This is a genomic window from Flavobacterium restrictum, assembly GCF_007097245.1.
In the GTDB taxonomy this organism is placed as follows: domain Bacteria; phylum Bacteroidota; class Bacteroidia; order Flavobacteriales; family Flavobacteriaceae; genus Flavobacterium; species Flavobacterium restrictum.
The window spans coordinates 34,748-53,985 of record NZ_VJZT01000006.1 but is presented as its reverse complement, the minus strand read 5'-3'; the positions used below and the strand labels follow the sequence as shown (position 1 = coordinate 53,985).

Sequence of the window (19,238 nt, the reverse complement as noted above, 5' to 3'; positions counted from 1 at the left end):
CATAGCAAATTGTAGCGCTTTACTATTTTTTTTATCTTTAAATTAGCAGAAATTTTTTGGAAAACAGCCCGATGAAAATAAAAATAACTGGAATAGGAAGTTATATTCCCGAGAAAACAATAAGCAATACAGACTTCGATAAACATGTATTCTTAAACGAAGATGGATCTCTTTTTCATTACCCAAATGAAGTCGTAATCAACAAATTTAAAGGCATCACAGGCATCGAAAATAGACGCTACGCCGAGGATAATTATACCGCATCGGATTTGGCACTTTTTGCCTCTCAACGCGCCATAGAAAATGCCGCAATAGATCCTGAAACCCTTGATTACATCATATTTGCCCATAATTTTGGCGATGTAAAATATGGTCATTCCCAATCGGATATGATACCTAGTCTTGCCACTCGAGTGAAGCATAATTTAGGCATAAAAAATCCAAAATGTGTCGCCTATGATATCCTTTTTGGATGTCCTGGTTGGATCGAAGGCGTGTTGCAAGCCAATGCGTTTATCAAATCCGGCATGGCCAAAAAATGCCTAGTCATAGGTGCCGAAACCCTTTCGAGAGTTGTGGATCCACACGATAGGGATTCCATGATTTATTCGGACGGAGCTGGCGCATCCATCATTGAGGCCTCCACTGACAATGCTGGAATGCTGTCCTACGAGAACGCCACTTTTGCCATCGACGAAGCGGGCTATTTATTCTACGGTAAATCGTACAATCCCGAGTTAGATCCCAACACCAGTTACATCAAAATGCACGGTCGCAAAATCTACGAATTCGCCTTAAGTCAAGTACCAGCTGCCATGAAAAGCTGTCTCGATCAAAGCGGAATCGCCATCGATGACGTCAAGAAAATCCTGATTCATCAAGCCAACGAAAAAATGGACGAAGCCATCGTGCATCGTTTTTATAAATTATACGGCAAAACACCGCCCAAAAACGTCATGCCCATGAGCATTCACGACCTTGGCAACAGCAGTGTAGCCACGGTTCCAACCCTTTTTGACCTCCTGATTCAAGGCAAAATCGAAGACCAAGAAATCTCAAAAGGCGATATTTTACTCTTTGCCTCCGTGGGAGCAGGAATGAATGTCAACGCATTTGTTTACCGCTATTAATTGTATTTTCAGGAGCTAATCCAGCTATACATTACAAGTCCTCCCTCAAAAAACTATTTTTCTATGCCCTAAAAGGAGCTTCCTTTGGTCGCTCTTTTAGGACAAGAAAAAATTAGTTTTTTTCAGTCCGGGCTTTCCATACCTATCAGGGCTAAAGCATCGGTTTTCAAAAAAGATTTAGATTTAAAACCAGGGAACTAAATTCATAAGCCTATTAAAGCACACTTTTTTTTATGAAATATAGCTACTTTCTTCTACTAGTAAGCACGTTTTTTTTGCAATTATTTTTCTTGAGAATGTGGCTTTTTCACCTATCTTTGTAGAGCGTTGTTAAGTAAAACAGGCGAATACACTTTAAAATCAACTTATTATGAACGCCATCAGACAATTTATTGACGTAAAAAACAACTCGTTTAATGTTTTATTACCCGATGATTTTAAAGCAAATAGAGTTGAAGTTATTGTCATACCTTCAGAACTTGATGATGTCCCGCAATGGCAAAAAATAGAAGCTTTACGCAGATTAGAGATCTATAAAAACAATCCTGATTCTGCATTAGATTTTGATCAAGTTATGGATAAAATTGATCAAGGTTTATGAAATGCAAAAAAGTCATTTCAGAGTCTGCCAAATTAGATATTATCGAAAACACATTATGGTACAACACTAAACGAAAAGGTTTAGGCAAAGAATTTGCTGTTGAGATTCGAAAAACAGTCAATTATATTAGTGATTTTCTATTGGCTTTTCCTGTAAAATACGACGCCATAAGAGTAGCCGTAGTACGTACTTTTCCTTATACAATTCATTATTATTTTGACCAACCCAACAATACAATTTTCATTTCTTGCGTTTTTCACGACGCAAATGACCCTGAAATCCTTAATCGCAGAAGTTCAATTTAACAATGCTAATAGTAATAAAACAATAAATTTCGATTTTGTTCTTTTCAAAAAAAAATTGAAAACAAGTTTTAAAATTCGTGTAAACTCCTTTTTTAAAGCGAATGCCCTTTAAAATATACCAATCCTACCATTTTATTTATAAATTTGCACTTTAGTAGCTTAAGGCAAAAACAAAAAAAATGTACGAGAAAACCTTTCCAAATAAACGCTTCAAACACACTTTAGAATTTTTACAAAAACACATTCCCACATCCGAAACAATTTTTGATTTAGGAGTTCCCAATCCGTTTTCCAAAATCATGGAAGCCAATGGATATGCCGTAAAAAACACTACTGGCGAAGATTTAGACAACAACCAAACCGCGTTACAAACCCAAGAATATACTGTTTTTACGGCTTTTGAAATTTTCGAACATTTATTAAATCCCTATACCATTCTGGAAAACGTAAAATGCGATAAATTACTCATATCCATTCCGTTGCGACTATGGTTTTCCCCAGCATACCGCAGCAAAACCGATATGTGGGACAGGCATTATCACGAATTCGAGGATTGGCAACTCGACTGGCTACTCGAAAAAACAGGCTGGAAAATTACCGCTCGTGAAAAATTCACACATCCTGTTAAAAAAATTGGTTTCAGACCCTTATTGCGCTATTTTACGCCAAGATATTATATTGTTTTTGCAGAGAAAATTAAGATTTAAGTGTACCGATTTTAAATTTATTGGACAACACCAAGAGAAAATCTAAAATCTAAAATTTTTCAATGAACTACTCCATCATCATCCCCGCATATAACGAAGAAGCCTATATTGCATTGACCTTGCAATCCCTGGTTTCTCAAACACTTTTGCCCAAAAAGGTAGTCGTTGTAAATGATAATTCAACGGATGCAACGGCTCAAATTGTATTGGCTTTTGCCAAAGAAAATCCGTTTATCACTTTAGTCAACAAAACCTCCCAAACCATTCACATGCCGGGAAGTAAAGTCATACAAGCATTTCATAAAGGATTCGAAACCATCGATGACAACTACGATGTAATTGTAAAACTAGACGGGGATTTAATTATTCCAAACCATTATTTTGAAACTATTGCAACCATTTTTAAGAACGACCCAAAAGTTGGGATGGCAGGCGGATTTGCTTATGTTGAAAAAAATGGCGAATGGATTTTGGAAAATTTAACCGACAAAGACCACATTCGAGGCGCCTTTAAAGCCTACAGAAAATCCTGTTTCCTACAAATAGGTAATCTAAAACCCGCTATGGGTTGGGACACCGTTGACGAATTACTCGCTAAATTTAATGGATGGAAAGTAGTTACAGATGCGTCCTTAATTATCAAACATTTAAAACCAACTGGGGCTAATTACAACAAAGCGGCTCGTTACAAACAAGGCGAATCGTTTTATACCTTGGGTTACGGGTTTTTCATCACTTTGATTTCATCGGCAAAACTAGCGATGATGAAAAAAAAACCATTCCTGTTTTTTGATTACATAAAAGGATTTTGGAACGCAAAAAAGGCTAAAACACCTTTATTAGTTACACCAGAACAAGCAAAATTTATTAAAAATTATCGTTTGATGAAGATGAAGGAAAAGCTCTTTGGGTAATTTGGCCATTCGAAAAAGACGCCACTCATACGCCATAACTCATAACTTATACCTATTTTTGACAATATTTTAAATCTATGATGCTCATTCGCTATATATCTCAAATTGGAAAATATTTTTTGATGTGGAAAGAAATTTTCAACAAGCCAACTAAATGGTCGGTTATGAAAGGTCTTATCTTTAAGGAAATCGATGATATAATTATTAATTCTCTTGGAATTGTAGCATTTATCTCGTTTTTTGTTGGCGGTGTAGTAGCCATACAAACGGCTTTGAACTTATCCAATCCTTTGATTCCCAAATACCTTATTGGCTTTGCCACAAGACAATCCGTGATATTAGAGTTTGCACCTACCTTTATATCGGTAATTATGGCGGGTAAAATGGGCTCATTTATTACCTCAAGCATAGGCACCATGCGTGTTACCGAACAAATAGACGCACTCGAAGTTATGGGTGTTAACTCCTTAAATTACTTGGTATTTCCCAAAATAATAGCCATTATGTTGTATCCTTTTATCATAGGCATCAGTATGTTTTTAGGCATTATGGGAGGCTATGTAGCTTGTGTTTACGGCGGTTTTGGGAGTAGCGTTGACTTTATAGTAGGTGTACAACAAGAGTTTATTCCCTATCACATTGCCTATGCATTTATCAAAACGTTTATATTCGGTATTTTGCTGGCTTCTATCCCATCGTTTCACGGGTATTACATGAAAGGCGGCGCGCTTGAGGTAGGAAAAGCGAGTACCGTGGCTTTTGTTTGGACTTCGGTTATGATTATTTTGACCAATTATATATTAACTCAATTGCTTTTGACCTAATGATAGAAGTAAAAAACATAGAAAAATCATTTGGTGATAGCAAAGTGCTCAAAGGCGTATCTACGGTTTTTGAAACAGGTAAAACCAATCTGATAATTGGACAATCTGGTTCTGGAAAAACGGTTTTATTGAAATCGTTACTCGGAATTCATACGCCTGAAGTAGGAACAATTTCCTTTGACGGACGCATTTATGCCGATTTGGATCCCGATCAAAAAAGAGAATTACGCACCGAAATTGGTATGGTATTTCAAGGAAGTGCTTTATTTGACTCGATGACAGTTGCCGAGAATGTTGCGTTTCCGCTAAAAATGTTCACCAAAAACAACCGATCAGAAATAAAAGATCGCGTTGATTTTGTATTACAAAGAGTCAATCTTGTGGGAGCTCATACAAAATTACCTTCGGAAATTTCAGGTGGAATGCAAAAAAGGGTTGCCATTGCTCGTGCCATTGTAAACAATCCAAAATACTTATTTTGTGACGAACCCAACTCTGGTTTAGACCCAAACACGGCGACTTTAATTGACAACCTCATCGAAGAAATCACCGAAGAATACAACATTACAACGGTAATCAATACCCACGATATGAACTCGGTAATGGAAATTGGCGAGCGAATTTTATTTCTAAAAAACGGTGTGAAAGCTTGGGAAGGCACCAAGGAAGAAATTTTTAGAACTGACAATGAAGCAATCATCGAATTTGTATATTCCTCCAATTTATTCAAAAAAGTCCGAGAAGCCTATTTAAAGGGATAAAGAAGGCTTTGGATAAATAGCTACACAATTTTAGACCCTAAAATTTCAATTCAAGTTGAAGTTATATACAATTTTACCTACTTGTTTTTCGGGAGCATCGCTGCTAGCATCCCATTTAGTGCTCATTGCGGCTATTTTGGCTTGATCCAAAAGGCATTTTGCAGTATTGGTAGAACCTTTTATACCTGGAATTGCGCTAGTTGTATTCCCGTTTCGATCAACTGTAACTTCTACAACTACTTTTCCTTGTTCGTTGCAAGTGTATTTTGGTGCGGGTTTGGAGAGCGCTTTTCGATTTCCTAACGAGTACCCACCACCCGAGCCATTCCCTGACCCACCGCCACTTCCTGCGCCATAACCGCTGCCAGTTCCTATGCCGTTTCCAGTTCCATTACCGCCACCTGTGCCACCTCCAGAACCACCAGTTCCGTAATAACCAGTTGCTGTTAAGCTTCCGTTCGATTTTCCTTTATTGCCTGCTATTTTATCATCGCCATCGCCTCCTTTGTTGGAACCTTTTAGGATACTGGATAAGGCATCATTCGTATTTGTAGCCACTTTGGGTTTGGTTACAGTAGGTTTTAGTTCTTCTTTGATTACAACTACTGGCTTTTTTGGTTTTTCTTTTGGTGCTACAACCACACTTTCCTCGGTGGTGTTTTCTTGCGTTAGGATGGCTTCTTCGGGAGCAACTTTAGAAGGCGTTTGTTGGGCTTGATTTTTTACTTCGAGTACTTCACTTTTATAATTATCGCCAGAACCTAGCTCACTGTCTCCAAAATTTACGGTCACACCGCCACCACCTCCGCCACCAGTTAATTCGACCAAATTAGACGGTGGCCAAAAGCGAACGAAGAATAAAATCAATAACAGTATGGTATACAAAAGCAAAGCGTATCCAATTGATTTTTTTTGGTCAGATGAAAAAGTAGCATTCATTTGGTTTTTTTGAATTAAAAAAGCTGTTAGTAGAAAACGCTGAAAAGTACTAAAAATTGTTAAGAGTTGAAAGGAAGAGGCATTCCTTTTATAGATAAATATTCCCCGAGCTATGATCCCATTTTACTCCCGTAACACTACTTAAAACATTAATTTCTCCTCGCAATTTCAAAACACCCAATAGGGCAAAAATCAACGCTTCTTTGAATTCAAGTATCTTTTTTTCGGGGATAATAAGTGTCATTTTAGGCAAATAAAATTGGATTCGGGCGATTAGAAAATCATTGTAAGCGCCGCCACCAGTAATGAAAAGATTCCCTGTTTGGGTAGGCAAAGCCAAAGCAATTTGGATGGCAACATGCTCGGTAAAGGTATTTAATTTATCGTTAATGGGGATTTCAAAATTTTCGATGAGTGGCAAAACAGTTTCTTTTACATACTCAAAACCCAATGATTTAGGGGGTAATTGGGTATAGAAATCCAAAGCGTTTAATTGCGTCAAAAGCGTTTGGTTGCAACTTCCTGTACTCGAAATGGCTCCTTTATCATCATAATCCAAACCCAATTGATTGGCATAAAAATTAAGAACGGTATTGACAGGCGAAATATCAAAAGCCACTCGTTGATTATTTTTTTCGAAAGAAACGTTAGAAAATCCGCCAAGATTCATACAATAATCATAATCCGAAAACAAAATCCGATCGCCTATAGGTACCAATGGCGCGCCTTGACCACCCAGTTGCACGTCATGAACTCTAAAATCGCAAACCACTTTTTGTCGCAGCAAAATAGCTATTTGAGGTAAATTACCAATTTGTAACGTAAATCCGTTTTGAGGTTGGTGCAAAATGGTATGTCCGTGAGAGCAAACGGCATCTAAATTCTTGATATTGTATTTTTGAATAAAAGCATCAATAATCCCAGCCAGTAGCACTGTGTAGGATTCGTTAACTTCTTGCAGTTGTTTTTTAGAAAAATCAACAGCTGTTTTCAAAATTATAATCCAGCTTTGACTATAGCCAATGGTTTCACTTTCAAGCATTTCAAAAGTCCATTTGCCGTTTTTTATACTGAACAAAATGTGCGCTAAATCGACTCCATCAAGAGACGTTCCTGACATAACTCCGATAACGTTGTAGTACTCTTTTTTCATGTGCCAAATTTACGATTCAAAATGGATAATTTGCGTATAAAAAAGTACCTTTGGCTTTAATTTTTAAACAAAAAGCAACTTTTATTTTATATAAATATGGATTTTAACCTAACCGAAGAACATCTAATGATTCAACAAGCGGCAAGAGATTTTGCTCAAACCGAATTGTTACCCGGAGTAATCGAACGTGATGAACACTCTAAATTTCCAACCGAACAAGTAAAAATGATGGCCGATCTTGGTTTTCTAGGCATGGTGGTCGATCCTAAATATGGTGGTGCGGGTTTAGACAGCATTTCGTATGTTTTGGCCTTGACCGAAATTGCCAAAATTGATGCTTCGGCAGCCGTAATTATGTCCGTAAATAATTCGTTGGTGTGTGCTGGATTGCAAAAATATTGCAACGAGGAACAAAAAATGAAATATTTAGTGCCCTTGGCCAAAGGGGAAGTTTTGGGCGCATTTTGCCTATCAGAACCAGAAGCGGGCTCGGATGCGACTTCGCAAAAAACAACCGCCATCGACAAAGGCGATCATTATGTGTTGAACGGCACCAAAAACTGGATTACAAATGGATCATCGGCATCGACTTATGTGGTAATAGCGCAAACCAATGTCGAAAAAGGACACAAGGGCATCAGCGCTTTTATTGTCGAAAAAGGCTGGGCTGGTTTTGCTATTGGCCCTAAAGAAAAGAAAATGGGTATTCGGGGTAGCGACACCCATTCGCTACTATTTACGGATGTGATTGTCCCAAAAGAAAATAGAATTGGCGAGGAAGGCTTTGGTTTTACCTTTGCCATGAATGTCCTCAATGGTGGGCGCATTGGGATTGCCTCACAAGCACTAGGTATTGCAACAGGAGCTTACGAACTGGCTTTGAATTACGCACAACAGCGCAAAGCTTTTGGCAAAGAAATTTTCAAACATCAAGCTATTGCATTCAAATTAGTTGATATGGCTACGAGTATTATGGCGGCCAAAATGCTTTGCTTGAAAGCAGCATCCGAAAAAGATGAGGGAAAAGACATTTCGCAATCCGGTGCTATGGCCAAATTGTATGCGTCGCAAGTCGCTATGGATACCACAATCGAGGCCGTTCAAATTCATGGTGGCAACGGTTATGTGGCTGAATATCATGTGGAACGAATGATGCGCGATGCCAAAATAACCCAAATTTATGAAGGAACATCGGAGATACAACGCATTGTGATTTCGAGAACTTTGGTTTCGTAAAATAAATTATTTCATACCAATTGACCCTTTCAGTTTTTAAATTCTGAAAGGGTTTTTATTTCAGGGCATTCGCTTTTAAAATAATTGTAAATAAAAAAAGAAAATACACCACTGATTGCTTCGCCTGTTTACTCTCGCTCGAGTCACAGATTTTAAAACCAAAATAATGCTTTTTGATTGCACAAATTCAAAAATCAGTGTCAATTTCATTCCTTTTAAGTTATTGAAATCTGTGAATCTGTGGCAGTCTTTTTAAAAGCGAACGCCCTGTTTTTATTTTCAAACATAAATTTCTATACATTTACAAAAACATTTTACTTTCATGTCTGAAGAATTAAAATACTGGTACTTGCGGGATCACAAGCTGTTTTGGACATTAAGCATGTCACAAATCAAGCAATTGTGCATCATTACAGGTTTTAAAAAAGCCAAAAAAGGGGAAATTATCTATTTTTCGTCGTCCGATGTGCCTCGAATTTTTTTGCTCAAAAAAGGAAATATCAAAATCGTATCTATGGATGAAGATGGAAACGAAACCATTAAAGATATAATTCAAAAAGGGGATTTGTTTGGCGAATTGACATTGGAAAATGATACCACTTCTAATGAATATGCCAAAGCCTTGACCGATGAAGTAGCTATTTGTAGTTTCTTAATGTCCGATTTTGAGAATTTAATGCTTCAAAATCCTAATTTGGCTTTGACCTATACTAAATTTGTAGGACTCAAAATGAAACGCATCAAAAACAATTATTCTAATTTGATGTCAAAAGATGCCAAAACCCGCTTGAATACTTTTATCAAAGAATGGGCTGAAAAAGAAGGAAAAATAGAAGGCAATAAAGTCACCATTGAAAACTATTTAACCCAAGCTGATATTGCTCAAATCATAGGAACTTCACGGCAAACTACTACGCAATTACTCAATGAAATGGAGGAAAACCAACTGATTTTTTATTCCAGAAAACTCATTTTGATTGATGATATTACTAAATTATAGCATTCACTTTAAAAATCATACATCGTATTAATTCCTAATCTAGCAAGTCAATTCGTCTTGAATCGACTTGGATTTTAATTTTAAAACTATGAATCCAATAGAAAAAAAACTACCTCTGCCTCCATTTACTTTGGAAACCGCTCTACAAAAAGTACAACTTGCCGAAGATGCTTGGAACAGTAAAGATCCCGAGCGCATAGCCTTGGCATACACCATTGATACCGAATGGCGTAACCGTACTGATTTTATCAATGGTCGTGAAGCGGTAATAGCTTTTTTAAAAGGCAAATGGGAAAAAGAACTCGACTACAAACTCAAAAAAGAGTTGTGGGGTTTTCGTGAAAATCGCATGGCGGTTCGGTTTGAATATGAATATAGAAATGCGCAAGGCCAATGGTTTCGTGCTTACGGAAACGAAAATTGGGAGTTTGACGAAAACGGTTTGATGCGCAAGCGTTTTGCCAGTATCAATGATTTGCCAATTGACGAAAAAGACAGAAGATTATAACAACTAGAATTAAACCAATATGAATATTCAAAACATCATTTTCCTTTTTGATCGCGATTTGAGTAGATTAAAGAGTGAAATGGAATCCTATAAAAACGAAAATATTATTTGGGTTATTGATAAAGGAATAGCCAATTCAGCTGGTAACCTTTGCTTGCATTTGATAGGAAATCTCAATACGTATGTTGGATTAGGTATAGGAAAGGTGGATTATGTTAGAAATCGGGAAGTAGAGTTTTCTAGTAAAGGGATTTCTAAATCCGAATTACTATCCAAAATAGAAGCAACTCAAAAAGTTGTGCAAACAAGTTTGATGCAATTAGAAACAAGTGATTTAGAAAACGAATTCCCAATGCTAGTATGGGAAAAACCAACCACTACGGAATTTTTGTTGATTCATTTAACCACGCATTTAGCCTATCATTTAGGACAAATTAATTACCACAGACGACTTTTAGACGAGTAATTTATCGTTTCATCCAGACAAAAATTTTTAGTCAACCCATTTTAGGACGAGCCAAAACTCCAACCGATTTAATCTTGGAGCGAATTATCATTGAAGCCAAAAGAGAGTTGTATTTAACCAACAAAGCCGTAAAAGAAATCGCCTACGAATTGGGGTATGATGACGAACATTATTTCAGTCGGTTTTTTAAAAACAATGCCAATGTTTCTCCACAAATGTATCGTGATACGGTAGGTTTTGCTAGGGGAATGAGTTAATTCCAACTATTTTACTCGAAATGTAAACTTCCCGACATTTCCATTTTTTATATCGATTTACTTTTGATTCATTAAAAAAGTAATCTTTATGAAAACAAATTTTTTACTACTTCCATTACTAGCCTTATTTTGCTCCTGCGAAGTGGAATGCAATCTCACAAAAGATCCTATGAAAATAATTGTTGATCCCATAACTATGCCAACGGTTATTGAGGGACAATTTCAACCTACTTCAGGGATTACGGTTTCGGGAACTGCAAAAGTGGTTCAGGACGGAACTAGTTTCAAAGTGGTTTTAGACAATTTTAATATTTCTAGTGGTCCAGATTTAAAAGTCTATTTATCCAAAACCAATTCGCCAAGCGATTTTGTAAATCTGGGCAATTTAACCACTTCAAAGGTTTATGCTATTCCTGCAAACGTAGCGGTTTCTAACTATAAATATGTATTAATCCATTGCCAGCAATACAATCATTTGTTTGCTGTTGCGGAACTTAAATAATACTACCTATGAAAAAGATACTTTTTATACTTACGACCGTTTTTAGTGTTACAATTGCTGCGGCTCAAGGGTGCAGCGACGCTGGAATATGTTCTATACATCACGGTTTTGATTCAAACAAAAAAGAGCTTAAAAACAGTATAGAAATTGCCACTGTTTTTGGAGCTGGAGAAGCAGATGTGACCTATTTTTCGCCCTACGTTTCTTATGCCAGAAAAGTAAATGAACGTTTTTCTTGGAGCAGTAAAGTATCCTTTTCTGCGGCAAATGGCAGTTTTGGTACTCGTGCTAGTTTTGGCGACGCTTTTTTGATTGGGAATTACAGCTTTCGAGCCAAAAAAAATACGCAATGGAGCCTTACTTCTGGATGGAAAATTCCTTTTACAACTGCCAATTTAAAAATTAATGGCTATTCACTGCCATTAGATTATCAAGCCAGTTTAGGAACATTTGATTTGTTTTTGGGGACGAATCTAAATTATAAAAAATGGAATTTTAATGCGGCGATTCAAATTCCAGTTTTCAACAACAATAAGAATTCGTATTTCAAGGAATTTTCTGGGACCAATGATTTTCCGTCAACAAATTTATTCGAACGTAAATCGGATGCTTTGTTGAGAGCTACGTATACTTTAAAAACGCCAAATCAGAAGTTTACATTCAAGCCTAATGTCTTATTTATTTATCATCTTGGCGAAGATACTTTCGAAAATACTTTTGGTCAACGTGAAACTATTTTGGGTTCTGATGGGTTAACCATTAACGGAAATTTAATCTCGTCATATGCTATAAATACTAGGAACAGCATCGAAATTTCGTTGGCTACTCCATTTGTAGTTAGAGACATTCGCCCTGACGGTTTAACTAGAAGTTTCGTTTTAGGGGTACAGTATAAAATCTTATTTTAGAAACTTAAATAAAAGCAAATCATAAATAAATATTTTTTTTGCAAGCAATGTAAACTAGCGGACAAACCGTTTTTATGGGTAGTTCTATCTTTGTATTAGAAAAAATCAGTTATCCTAATTTAAAATAAAAATCATGAAAAAAACAATTTTACTCCTGTTGGTCGCTCTTGCAACAACAACCTTTGGACAAAACGCTAGCAAAAGAGTTGCAGCATTCAATTTAGAAAAAAAAGTAGCCATTCAAGGCTATGACCCCGTGGCTTATTTCAAACAAAATAAAGCTGTAAAAGGAAAAGAGGCCTTAACGACAACCTTTGAAGGCGTTGTTTATCAATTCTCGTCGCAAATAAATAAGGATATTTTCATAAAAAGTCCAGACAATTTCGAACCAGAATATGGTGGCTGGTGTGCTTATGCCATGGGCAGTGCTGGCGAAAAAGTGGAAATAAATCCCGAAACTTTCAAGATTGTTAACGGTAAACTCTATTTGTTTTACAATGCTTTTTTTAACAATACATTAAAAATTTGGAACAAAGACGAAACGAGTTTGAAAGCAAAAGCAGACTTAAATTGGAAAAAAATTAATAAATAAAACGAACATGAAAACAACTATTTTACCTTGGTCTTTACGAATTGTAGCAGCTGTAATTTTACTGCAAACACTGTATTTTAAATTTACTGCTGCCCCAGAAAGTGTGTATATATTTGCAACACTTGGCATCGAACCTTTTGGCCGAATTGGCTCTGGAATTGGCGAATTAATTGCGGCAATTTTAATTTTGATTCCTCGAACAACTTTGCTCGGTGCGCTCATGGGATGTGGCGTTATGATTGGGGCTATTGCATCGCATGTATTTGTTTTGGGTATCGAAGTGCAAAATGATGGTGGAGAACTTTTTATTTTAGCGGTAATTACCTTTCTTTGTTGTGCAATTTTAGTTTTTTTGAATAAAAAGCGAATTCCCAATTTGTTACATTTAAAATTTTAATATGCTAATTCCGTCTATCCATAAAAGTCTTACCGAATTGACCCTCTTGTTAAATCAAATTTCTAACGAGGATTATGCGCGGCCTTGTACCGAGTTGAGTCACGCCACCATTGGAGAACACACGAGACATATCATCGAAATGTTTCAATGTTTAGCTACTAATTACGAATTGGGGATTGTAAATTATGATGCTAGAGCGCGCAACATTCAAATCCAAACCAATACGCATTATGCGGTTCAACAACTGCTAGAAATTCAACAAAATCTTGTAAAAGAGAATAAACATATTGAGTTGCAACAACTAATTGATGGCGAAAAAATTACAATTCAAAGCAATTATAACCGAGAATTACTTTACAATTTAGAACATTGCATACACCACCAAGCCTTAATAAAAGTGGCGCTTTTGCAATGCAAGAACATTAGCATTGATGTCAATTTTGGCGTTGCCCGCTCTACAATCGAATATAGAAAACAATGTGTACAGTAAGTTTTGTTCCAACTAGTGAAGGCGTAGTTATTACCTCCAATCGGGACGAAAAAACAATTCGGTTGCGTGCGATTCCTCCTCAAAATTATACCATTAATGGTAAAAATATTATTTTTCCTAAAGATCCCAAAGCAGGCGGAACATGGTATGCCATAACGGCTGACGGAACAGTTTTGGTCTTGCTAAACGGTGCTGCCGAAAAACACGAAGAGCAACTTCACTACCGTAAAAGCCGTGGATTAATTGTTTTGGATATCATTAGTAGCGCATCGCCAAAGGATTTTTGGAAACAAATTGACCTAGAAAACATTGCCCCTTTTACCCTAGTTTTGTTTCAAAACAAGCAGCTTTTTCAGTTGCGCTGGAACGGATTTGAAAAAGAAACCACTGTATTATCCGTTACCGAAAAACACATTTGGTCTTCAGCCACATTGTATGCAGCTGCAATTCGGGATCAGCGTTCGGATTGGTTTTATCGTTTTTTGGAACAAAACCCAACTATTTCCGCTTCAGAAATGCTCCATTTTCATAGGAATACCGAAAGTCAAAATTCCCAAAACGGATTGGTTATTGACAGAGAAAATGGATTAAAAACCATGAGCATCACCCAATCCGTTATGCAACACAATAAAGTCGCTATCTTGCATTGCGATTTGATTGCCAAAGAGGATTTTGCAACCACTTTCATAACCGTTTAAAAAGCAAAAATGCGATTATTTTTTCACAAACTTTTTCATTGGGAATATTGGCCTTTCCAGATTGTTTATATTCCCATTTATTTTTTGTGGGCGTATTATGCACTGCGAGCCAGATCGATTTTTTTCTTTAATGCTTCGAATCCGTCTATCAAAAATGGTGGTTTTATAATGGAATCCAAAATGGCGATTTACGATTTGATTCCAAAACAGTTTTATCCCGAAACGGCATTAGTTTTAGAAGCAACATCCGTTGATAAGGTGGTTAAAATTATCGAAAAAGCAAAAATAAAATACCCATTTATAGCCAAGCCAGACATTGGATTGCGCGGATCGGCGGTAAAAAAAATAAATGGAATTGAAGATTTAATAACTTACGCCAAGCAAGCTAATTTTGATTATGTGGTGCAAAACCTAATTCCTTATGAGAACGAAATTGGCATTTTTTATGTTCGTTTCCCACACGAAAAAACAGGTCGAATAACCGGAATCGTTGCCAAAGAATTCTTGATTGTTCAAGGAAATGGTACAGCAACCATAGCCGAATTGATCAAACAAAATCCTCGTTATGAATTGCAATTACCCGTTTTACAACAAGAATATGGATTGCAATTGCAGGATATTTTGGCTCAAGGCCAAAGAGTAAATCTAGTCCCATACGGCAATCATGCTCGTGGAGCCAAATTTATAGATGCCAGCCACTGGATTACACCCAAATTAACCCAAACAATGAACGCAATGTGCCTGCAAATTCCAGAATTTTATTTCGGAAGATTGGACGTGATGTACCATACTTGGGAGGAATTAGAGAACGGAAAAAACTTTTTGGTTGTGGAGTTAAACGGTGCTGCGAGTGAACCTACACATATTTACGATCCCAAACATTCCTTGTGGTTTGCTTGGAAAGAATTGGCGCGGCATATTACCTATATGTACAAAATTAGTGTTGAAAATCATCAAAAAGGGTTCCCATATTTGTCCCACAAAACGGGTATGAGTGAATATAAATTGCATTTGGCGCAGAGCAAAAAAATTGTAAATTTCTAATCCATGCAGCAATCAAAAAATTTATTCTTCGGGTTTTTGGTCAGCTTTTTGGGCTCGTTGCCAGTAGGATATTTGAATTTAATTGGGGTAACTATTTTTACACAACTTGGAACCAAAGCCTTGATTATTTATTTATTAGGCGTAATTTCTGTTGAATCTATTGTGATTTATTGCACCGTTATTTTCGTAAATTATTTGACCAACAATACCAAATTAATGAAAAGTATCGATTTTTTTGCGGTATTTTTTCTTTTGTTAGTCGCTTATTTATTTTATGCCCATACAGGTTCTACAACTCAAAATCAGGATTATCTTCACGATTATATCCAGTATTCTCCGTTTATGATTGGTATGGTTTTGTGTGCCTTAAATTTTCTTCAAATCCCTTTTTGGATGGGCTGGAACATGTATTTGACGAATGCTAATTATGTTTCGCTCGTTCAAAAAGGAAAATTTTATTACCTATCTGGAACTTTGGTAGGCACTTTTTTAGGGATGTTGTCCGCCATAGTTTTGTTGCATTCCGTATCGCAACAAACCCAATTTTTTTCTAACTATTTGCCCATTCTGTTGCCGCTATTTTTTATCGTTTTGGCCATTTTTCAAGCGTTCAAAGTGTATAAAAAATACTTGCGTTAAACCATAACGGGTACATTCATATCATAAGCCAACGCCAGATACGTATTGTTGTTAAACGTAAATTCGGTAATTACCTCCCATTTTAATTTGTTAATATGCGCTTTTTGCGAAGGCATATTGGTGGTATTGATAAAAGTGATGCTCAACGGATATTTTTTGAGCAAATGAATCCTCATAAATTCAAAAAAAGGCTGAATCAAACCTTGACCGCGGTATTTTTTAGCAATGCAAATGGGACCATACTGAAAACTATTGGTTGTCGTGATTTCAAAATTTTTAAAACTCAATTCTGGAAAAAGGGAGATCATATAATTGAAAATAGGCCATTGGCTAAAAAATTCCCAACTCGCTCCAAAAATATAAGCAACAATACAACTGTTGTCAATAGCCAGAAACAATCCTTCTTGCCTAATCACCTCGGTGAGTTGTTCTATGGAGAAAGGAGTGGTTACAAAACCCTCTTTTTTTTCCTCATCAGATAAATTAGACACTAAATAAAGGTCTTGAAGTGCTAGAACACCCGGAATATCTTCGATTTCAGCAACTTTAAAGTGTGTATTTTGAATCATTTTTTGCGGTTTGAATTTTTTTGGGGTAAAATTAGATAAAATACTGGAAGTTTAAGGACAAATGATAAAGAATCCTTTACGTTAAAAGCGGCTTGTTTTGGGGTTTTTGTTTATTTTTGCTTTATGAAAAACATCATTATTACTGGAACAAGTAGAGGAATTGGATACGAATTGGCATTAGAATTTGCTGCAGCTGGTCATCAAGTGCTGGCTCTTTCTCGAAAAATACCGCAAACCCTTTTAGAAAACAAAAACATAAGCTGTCTTTCGGTCGATTTATCCAAGGAATCAGAGTTGCAAAAAGTAACTGATTTTCTCGCTACATCTTGGCAAAAAGTGGATGCAGTTGTTCATAATGCAGGTGCTCTATTACTCAAACCATTTGAGGAAACAACCCAAATTGATTTCGAAACTATTTATAAAGTCAACGTTTTTGGCGTAGCAAATCTCACCCGAATTTGTTTGCCCTTTTTGCAAAAAGGAAGTCATGTAGTTACGATTAGTTCTATGGGTGGCATACAAGGAAGCCTTAAATTTTCTGGTTTGGCGGCATATAGCTCCAGCAAAGGAGCAGTAATTACGTTGTCCGAATTATTAGCCGAAGAATATAAGGAACAAGGAATAGCGTTTAATGTTTTGGCGCTTGGTTCCGTAAATACCGAGATGCTGCAAGAAGCGTTTCCTGGTTATGAAGCACCACTTTCGGCAGCAGCAATGGCACATTATATTTACGATTTTACCCTTACAGGAAACACCTATTATAACGGAAAAGTGCTAGAGGTTTCCTCTACAAATCCTTAATCAAAAGTGATAGAGGTAAATGTGCTTTGTTAAGTGTCTATTGCCTCATAACTCATAATCTATAACTCATAACTATTGTCCGAAACCTTATCAAAATATATCCCTGAACAGGCCGTGAAACCAGTTTTTGAACTGATTGTCGCTAATCAAGTGCATCTTAAAATTGTGAACGAGCGGCAAACCCGTCATGGAGATTACAGGAAAGGGTTGAGCGGCAAACACGAAATTACGGTTAATTCGAACCTTAATAAGTACAAGTTTTTGATAACTTTGATTCATGAAATTTCGCATTTGGTCGCATTCGAAAAATTTGGTCGCAACATCAAACCGCATGGTAACGAATGGAAATATTCCTTTCAACGGTTGATGATCCCGTTTATACGTCCCGAAATTTTTCCCAATCAATTGCTGCCGTTACTGGCCAGACATTTCAAAAATCCTACGGCAAGTAGCGACACCGATGCCACTTTGGCATTGGCCTTAAAACAATTTGACCAACAAAACGACAAAAACTATATCTTTGAAATTCCGTATGGAAGCGTTTTTCGAATACAAAACGGAAAAATTTTCAAGAAAATAGCCATTAGAACCAAACGATTTGAATGCCTTGAATTGAGTTCCAACCGATTGTATTTGTTTAATCCCAACGCAGAAGTAGAAGTGATACCGAGTTCAAATCAATAAATAACAACTAGCTTTTTGGGCTATAAAAACGATAAAGATGAATAAAAATTATTATGCAATTTTAATGGCAGGTGGCGTAGGATCGCGATTTTGGCCAGTAAGTACCACCGAATTTCCAAAACAATTTCACGATATGTTGGGAACTGGCGAAACACTTATTCAAAAAACTTTTAGCCGATTGTCACAATTAATTCCGCAAGAAAATATTTTGATTTTGACCAATGAGAGCTACAATGCCATCATTCTGGAGCAATTGCCAATGGTGAAACAAGAGCAAATTGTCCTGGAGCCAGCCATGCGAAATACGGCTCCGTGTATTTTATTTTCTTCCTTGAAAATAAAAAAAGAAAACCCTGACGCAGTAATGGTTGTGGCACCAAGCGACCACTGGATTGAAGACGAATTGCAGTTTATTGCTAATTTGCAACGCTCTTTTGATTTGTGCGAACGTGAGGACACACTTATGACTTTGGGGATTTTACCTACGTTTCCTAATACGGGTTACGGCTACATCGAGTTTGATAAATTAGACAGTCGTCCTATAAAAAAGGTTGTTCAATTTCGTGAAAAACCGGATTATGCTACTGCTAGAAAGTTCATACAGAGTCGGAATTATTTATGGAATGCCGGTATTTTTATTTGGAGTGTTCGCTCCATTTTGAAGGCTTTCGAAGAATTTCAACCCGAGATGTTTGCCCATTTTATGAACGGTTACGCTAGTTACAACTCCGAAAGTGAAAAAGCATTTATTCAAGAAAATTATCCATTGGCAGCTAATATTTCTATCGATTATGCCATTATGGAAAAAGCAAAAAATACCTTTGTGCTTCCCGCAACTTTCGATTGGAATGATTTGGGAACTTGGGGTTCTTTGTATGATAAATTACCCAAAGACAGTCAGGATAACGCGGTTGTAAATGCAACGGTAATTTTAGAAAACGCTTCTAATAACATCATCCGAACGGCAGGAAAAAAACTAGTCGTTATTGATGGTTTGAATGATTTTATAGTAGTCGACAAAGAGGATGTATTGTTGATTTACCCAAAAAGTAAAGAGCAAGAAATCAAAGGGATTGCCGCCAAATTAAAAAAATAAATACGCTACAATTTTTC

At 36.6% G+C, this 19,238-nt stretch carries 26 protein-coding genes; 23 read left to right on the top strand and 3 right to left on the bottom strand.

Translation table 11 applies throughout. The annotated features are described in order from the left end of the window. Positions 1–71 precede the first annotated feature (71 nt). The 7 genes from FNW21_RS07415 (at position 72) to FNW21_RS07385 (ending at position 5,242) form a co-directional block, all read left to right on the top strand. Positions 72–1,130: a 3-oxoacyl-ACP synthase III family protein gene (locus FNW21_RS07415; RefSeq protein WP_144256109.1), complete on the top strand. Its 1,059-nt coding sequence runs from the start codon at positions 72–74 to the stop codon at positions 1,128–1,130. Between the two features lie 370 nt (positions 1,131–1,500). Then, positions 1,501–1,731 (top strand): addiction module protein, encoded by a 231-nt coding sequence (locus tag FNW21_RS07410; protein WP_144256108.1) that lies wholly within the window; start codon positions 1,501–1,503, stop codon positions 1,729–1,731. Next, the gene (locus FNW21_RS07405; protein WP_144256107.1) at positions 1,728–2,036 is read left to right on the top strand and encodes a type II toxin-antitoxin system RelE/ParE family toxin; all 309 of its coding nucleotides are present in this window, start codon (positions 1,728–1,730) and stop codon (positions 2,034–2,036) included. Before FNW21_RS07410 ends, FNW21_RS07405 begins: the two co-directional genes overlap by 4 nt. Positions 2,037–2,215: 179 nt before the next feature. Then, complete coding sequence (locus FNW21_RS07400; RefSeq protein ID WP_144256106.1) at positions 2,216–2,743, top strand: methyltransferase; 528 nt, start codon at positions 2,216–2,218, stop codon at positions 2,741–2,743. Between the two features lie 62 nt (positions 2,744–2,805). Further along, the gene (locus FNW21_RS07395) at positions 2,806–3,657 is read left to right on the top strand and encodes a glycosyltransferase family 2 protein (RefSeq protein ID WP_144256105.1); all 852 of its coding nucleotides are present in this window, start codon (positions 2,806–2,808) and stop codon (positions 3,655–3,657) included. 77 nt (positions 3,658–3,734) lie between these two features. Then, complete coding sequence (locus tag FNW21_RS07390; RefSeq protein ID WP_144256104.1) at positions 3,735–4,481, top strand: MlaE family ABC transporter permease; 747 nt, start codon at positions 3,735–3,737, stop codon at positions 4,479–4,481. Then, complete coding sequence (locus tag FNW21_RS07385; RefSeq protein WP_144256103.1) at positions 4,481–5,242, top strand: ABC transporter ATP-binding protein; 762 nt, start codon at positions 4,481–4,483, stop codon at positions 5,240–5,242. The genes FNW21_RS07390 and FNW21_RS07385 overlap by 1 nt, the downstream gene beginning before the upstream one ends. 45 nt (positions 5,243–5,287) lie before the next feature. Here the strand turns inward: FNW21_RS07385 and FNW21_RS07380 are convergent, their stop codons facing one another. Together FNW21_RS07380 and FNW21_RS07375 are read right to left on the bottom strand one after the other, a co-directional pair. Next, positions 5,288–6,181: an energy transducer TonB gene (locus FNW21_RS07380; RefSeq protein ID WP_144256102.1), complete on the bottom strand. Its 894-nt coding sequence runs from the start codon at positions 6,179–6,181 to the stop codon at positions 5,288–5,290. A gap of 88 nt (positions 6,182–6,269) precedes the next feature. Beyond that, positions 6,270–7,334, bottom strand: a complete 1,065-nt coding sequence (locus tag FNW21_RS07375) for an anhydro-N-acetylmuramic acid kinase (RefSeq protein ID WP_144256101.1) — start codon at positions 7,332–7,334, stop codon at positions 6,270–6,272. 96 nt (positions 7,335–7,430) lie between these two features. On the opposite strand from FNW21_RS07375, the gene FNW21_RS07370 reads away from it, so the two are divergent. From FNW21_RS07370 to FNW21_RS07310, 13 genes are all read left to right on the top strand, one after another. Continuing rightward, on the top strand, positions 7,431–8,570 hold the full coding sequence (locus tag FNW21_RS07370; RefSeq protein ID WP_144256100.1) for an acyl-CoA dehydrogenase family protein: 1,140 nt from the start codon (positions 7,431–7,433) through the stop codon (positions 8,568–8,570). Positions 8,571–8,892: 322 nt separating this feature from the next. Then, complete coding sequence (locus FNW21_RS07365) at positions 8,893–9,570, top strand: Crp/Fnr family transcriptional regulator (protein WP_144256099.1); 678 nt, start codon at positions 8,893–8,895, stop codon at positions 9,568–9,570. A 97-nt stretch (positions 9,571–9,667) separates the two neighbouring features. Beyond that, positions 9,668–10,078: a nuclear transport factor 2 family protein gene (locus FNW21_RS07360; protein WP_144256225.1), complete on the top strand. Its 411-nt coding sequence runs from the start codon at positions 9,668–9,670 to the stop codon at positions 10,076–10,078. Between the two features lie 19 nt (positions 10,079–10,097). Beyond that, the gene (locus tag FNW21_RS07355) at positions 10,098–10,544 is read left to right on the top strand and encodes a DUF1572 family protein (protein WP_144256098.1); all 447 of its coding nucleotides are present in this window, start codon (positions 10,098–10,100) and stop codon (positions 10,542–10,544) included. Then, the gene (locus tag FNW21_RS07350; RefSeq protein ID WP_221932059.1) at positions 10,544–10,801 is read left to right on the top strand and encodes a helix-turn-helix domain-containing protein; all 258 of its coding nucleotides are present in this window, start codon (positions 10,544–10,546) and stop codon (positions 10,799–10,801) included. Before FNW21_RS07355 ends, FNW21_RS07350 begins: the two co-directional genes overlap by 1 nt. Positions 10,802–10,889: 88 nt before the next feature. After that, complete coding sequence (locus FNW21_RS07345; RefSeq protein ID WP_144256097.1) at positions 10,890–11,303, top strand: DM13 domain-containing protein; 414 nt, start codon at positions 10,890–10,892, stop codon at positions 11,301–11,303. An 8-nt stretch (positions 11,304–11,311) separates the two neighbouring features. After that, positions 11,312–12,211, top strand: coding sequence for a hypothetical protein (locus FNW21_RS07340; RefSeq protein WP_144256096.1), 900 nt, complete (start codon positions 11,312–11,314; stop codon positions 12,209–12,211). Between the two features lie 133 nt (positions 12,212–12,344). Next, the gene (locus FNW21_RS07335) at positions 12,345–12,803 is read left to right on the top strand and encodes a YHS domain-containing (seleno)protein (protein ID WP_144256095.1); all 459 of its coding nucleotides are present in this window, start codon (positions 12,345–12,347) and stop codon (positions 12,801–12,803) included. A 7-nt stretch (positions 12,804–12,810) separates the two neighbouring features. Continuing rightward, positions 12,811–13,200, top strand: coding sequence for a DoxX family protein (locus FNW21_RS07330; RefSeq protein ID WP_144256094.1), 390 nt, complete (start codon positions 12,811–12,813; stop codon positions 13,198–13,200). Position 13,201: 1 nt separating this feature from the next. After that, complete coding sequence (locus tag FNW21_RS07325; protein ID WP_144256093.1) at positions 13,202–13,690, top strand: DinB family protein; 489 nt, start codon at positions 13,202–13,204, stop codon at positions 13,688–13,690. Further along, positions 13,678–14,388, top strand: coding sequence for an NRDE family protein (locus FNW21_RS07320; RefSeq protein ID WP_144256092.1), 711 nt, complete (start codon positions 13,678–13,680; stop codon positions 14,386–14,388). Before FNW21_RS07325 ends, FNW21_RS07320 begins: the two co-directional genes overlap by 13 nt. A gap of 9 nt (positions 14,389–14,397) precedes the next feature. Next, positions 14,398–15,432 carry an ATP-grasp domain-containing protein gene (locus tag FNW21_RS07315; protein WP_144256091.1) on the top strand — a complete coding sequence of 345 codons (1,035 nt, stop codon included), beginning with the start codon at positions 14,398–14,400 and terminating at the stop codon, positions 15,430–15,432. Between the two features lie 3 nt (positions 15,433–15,435). Further along, positions 15,436–16,071 (top strand): hypothetical protein, encoded by a 636-nt coding sequence (locus tag FNW21_RS07310; RefSeq protein ID WP_144256090.1) that lies wholly within the window; start codon positions 15,436–15,438, stop codon positions 16,069–16,071. Here the strand turns inward: FNW21_RS07310 and FNW21_RS07305 are convergent. Beyond that, positions 16,068–16,640: a GNAT family acetyltransferase gene (locus FNW21_RS07305; protein ID WP_144256089.1), complete on the bottom strand. Its 573-nt coding sequence runs from the start codon at positions 16,638–16,640 to the stop codon at positions 16,068–16,070. The two genes, FNW21_RS07310 and FNW21_RS07305, sit on opposite strands and share 4 nt — an antisense overlap. A 123-nt stretch (positions 16,641–16,763) precedes the next feature. Between FNW21_RS07305 and FNW21_RS07300 the strand changes: the two genes are divergently transcribed. From FNW21_RS07300 to FNW21_RS07290, 3 genes are all read left to right on the top strand, one after another. Continuing rightward, positions 16,764–17,441: an SDR family NAD(P)-dependent oxidoreductase gene (locus FNW21_RS07300; RefSeq protein WP_144256088.1), complete on the top strand. Its 678-nt coding sequence runs from the start codon at positions 16,764–16,766 to the stop codon at positions 17,439–17,441. 75 nt (positions 17,442–17,516) lie between these two features. Beyond that, the gene (locus tag FNW21_RS07295) at positions 17,517–18,125 is read left to right on the top strand and encodes a SprT-like domain-containing protein (RefSeq protein WP_144256087.1); all 609 of its coding nucleotides are present in this window, start codon (positions 17,517–17,519) and stop codon (positions 18,123–18,125) included. A gap of 37 nt (positions 18,126–18,162) precedes the next feature. Next, positions 18,163–19,221, top strand: coding sequence for a mannose-1-phosphate guanylyltransferase (locus FNW21_RS07290; RefSeq protein ID WP_144256086.1), 1,059 nt, complete (start codon positions 18,163–18,165; stop codon positions 19,219–19,221). Positions 19,222–19,238 lie beyond the last annotated feature (17 nt).

What these genes read in the sequence shown, in the direction of transcription:
- FNW21_RS07375 (WP_144256101.1), bottom strand. Translation starts at nt 7,334, where the DNA reads ATGAAAAAAGAGTACTACAACGTTATCGGAGTTATGTCAGGAACGTCT.
- FNW21_RS07345 (WP_144256097.1), top strand. Translation starts at nt 10,890, where the DNA reads ATGAAAACAAATTTTTTACTACTTCCATTACTAGCCTTATTTTGCTCC.
- FNW21_RS07315 (WP_144256091.1), top strand. Translation starts at nt 14,398, where the DNA reads ATGCGATTATTTTTTCACAAACTTTTTCATTGGGAATATTGGCCTTTC.
- FNW21_RS07305 (WP_144256089.1), bottom strand. Translation starts at nt 16,640, where the DNA reads ATGATTCAAAATACACACTTTAAAGTTGCTGAAATCGAAGATATTCCG.
- FNW21_RS07340 (WP_144256096.1), top strand. Translation starts at nt 11,312, where the DNA reads ATGAAAAAGATACTTTTTATACTTACGACCGTTTTTAGTGTTACAATT.
- FNW21_RS07395 (WP_144256105.1), top strand. Translation starts at nt 2,806, where the DNA reads ATGAACTACTCCATCATCATCCCCGCATATAACGAAGAAGCCTATATT.
- FNW21_RS07335 (WP_144256095.1), top strand. Translation starts at nt 12,345, where the DNA reads ATGAAAAAAACAATTTTACTCCTGTTGGTCGCTCTTGCAACAACAACC.
- FNW21_RS07380 (WP_144256102.1), bottom strand. Translation starts at nt 6,181, where the DNA reads ATGAATGCTACTTTTTCATCTGACCAAAAAAAATCAATTGGATACGCT.
- FNW21_RS07385 (WP_144256103.1), top strand. Translation starts at nt 4,481, where the DNA reads ATGATAGAAGTAAAAAACATAGAAAAATCATTTGGTGATAGCAAAGTG.
- FNW21_RS07370 (WP_144256100.1), top strand. Translation starts at nt 7,431, where the DNA reads ATGGATTTTAACCTAACCGAAGAACATCTAATGATTCAACAAGCGGCA.
- FNW21_RS07365 (WP_144256099.1), top strand. Translation starts at nt 8,893, where the DNA reads ATGTCTGAAGAATTAAAATACTGGTACTTGCGGGATCACAAGCTGTTT.
- FNW21_RS07320 (WP_144256092.1), top strand. Translation starts at nt 13,678, where the DNA reads ATGTGTACAGTAAGTTTTGTTCCAACTAGTGAAGGCGTAGTTATTACC.
- FNW21_RS07390 (WP_144256104.1), top strand. Translation starts at nt 3,735, where the DNA reads ATGATGCTCATTCGCTATATATCTCAAATTGGAAAATATTTTTTGATG.
- FNW21_RS07310 (WP_144256090.1), top strand. Translation starts at nt 15,436, where the DNA reads ATGCAGCAATCAAAAAATTTATTCTTCGGGTTTTTGGTCAGCTTTTTG.
- FNW21_RS07405 (WP_144256107.1), top strand. Translation starts at nt 1,728, where the DNA reads ATGAAATGCAAAAAAGTCATTTCAGAGTCTGCCAAATTAGATATTATC.
- FNW21_RS07300 (WP_144256088.1), top strand. Translation starts at nt 16,764, where the DNA reads ATGAAAAACATCATTATTACTGGAACAAGTAGAGGAATTGGATACGAA.
- FNW21_RS07415 (WP_144256109.1), top strand. Translation starts at nt 72, where the DNA reads ATGAAAATAAAAATAACTGGAATAGGAAGTTATATTCCCGAGAAAACA.
- FNW21_RS07330 (WP_144256094.1), top strand. Translation starts at nt 12,811, where the DNA reads ATGAAAACAACTATTTTACCTTGGTCTTTACGAATTGTAGCAGCTGTA.
- FNW21_RS07290 (WP_144256086.1), top strand. Translation starts at nt 18,163, where the DNA reads ATGAATAAAAATTATTATGCAATTTTAATGGCAGGTGGCGTAGGATCG.
- FNW21_RS07355 (WP_144256098.1), top strand. Translation starts at nt 10,098, where the DNA reads ATGAATATTCAAAACATCATTTTCCTTTTTGATCGCGATTTGAGTAGA.
- FNW21_RS07410 (WP_144256108.1), top strand. Translation starts at nt 1,501, where the DNA reads ATGAACGCCATCAGACAATTTATTGACGTAAAAAACAACTCGTTTAAT.
- FNW21_RS07325 (WP_144256093.1), top strand. Translation starts at nt 13,202, where the DNA reads ATGCTAATTCCGTCTATCCATAAAAGTCTTACCGAATTGACCCTCTTG.
- FNW21_RS07400 (WP_144256106.1), top strand. Translation starts at nt 2,216, where the DNA reads ATGTACGAGAAAACCTTTCCAAATAAACGCTTCAAACACACTTTAGAA.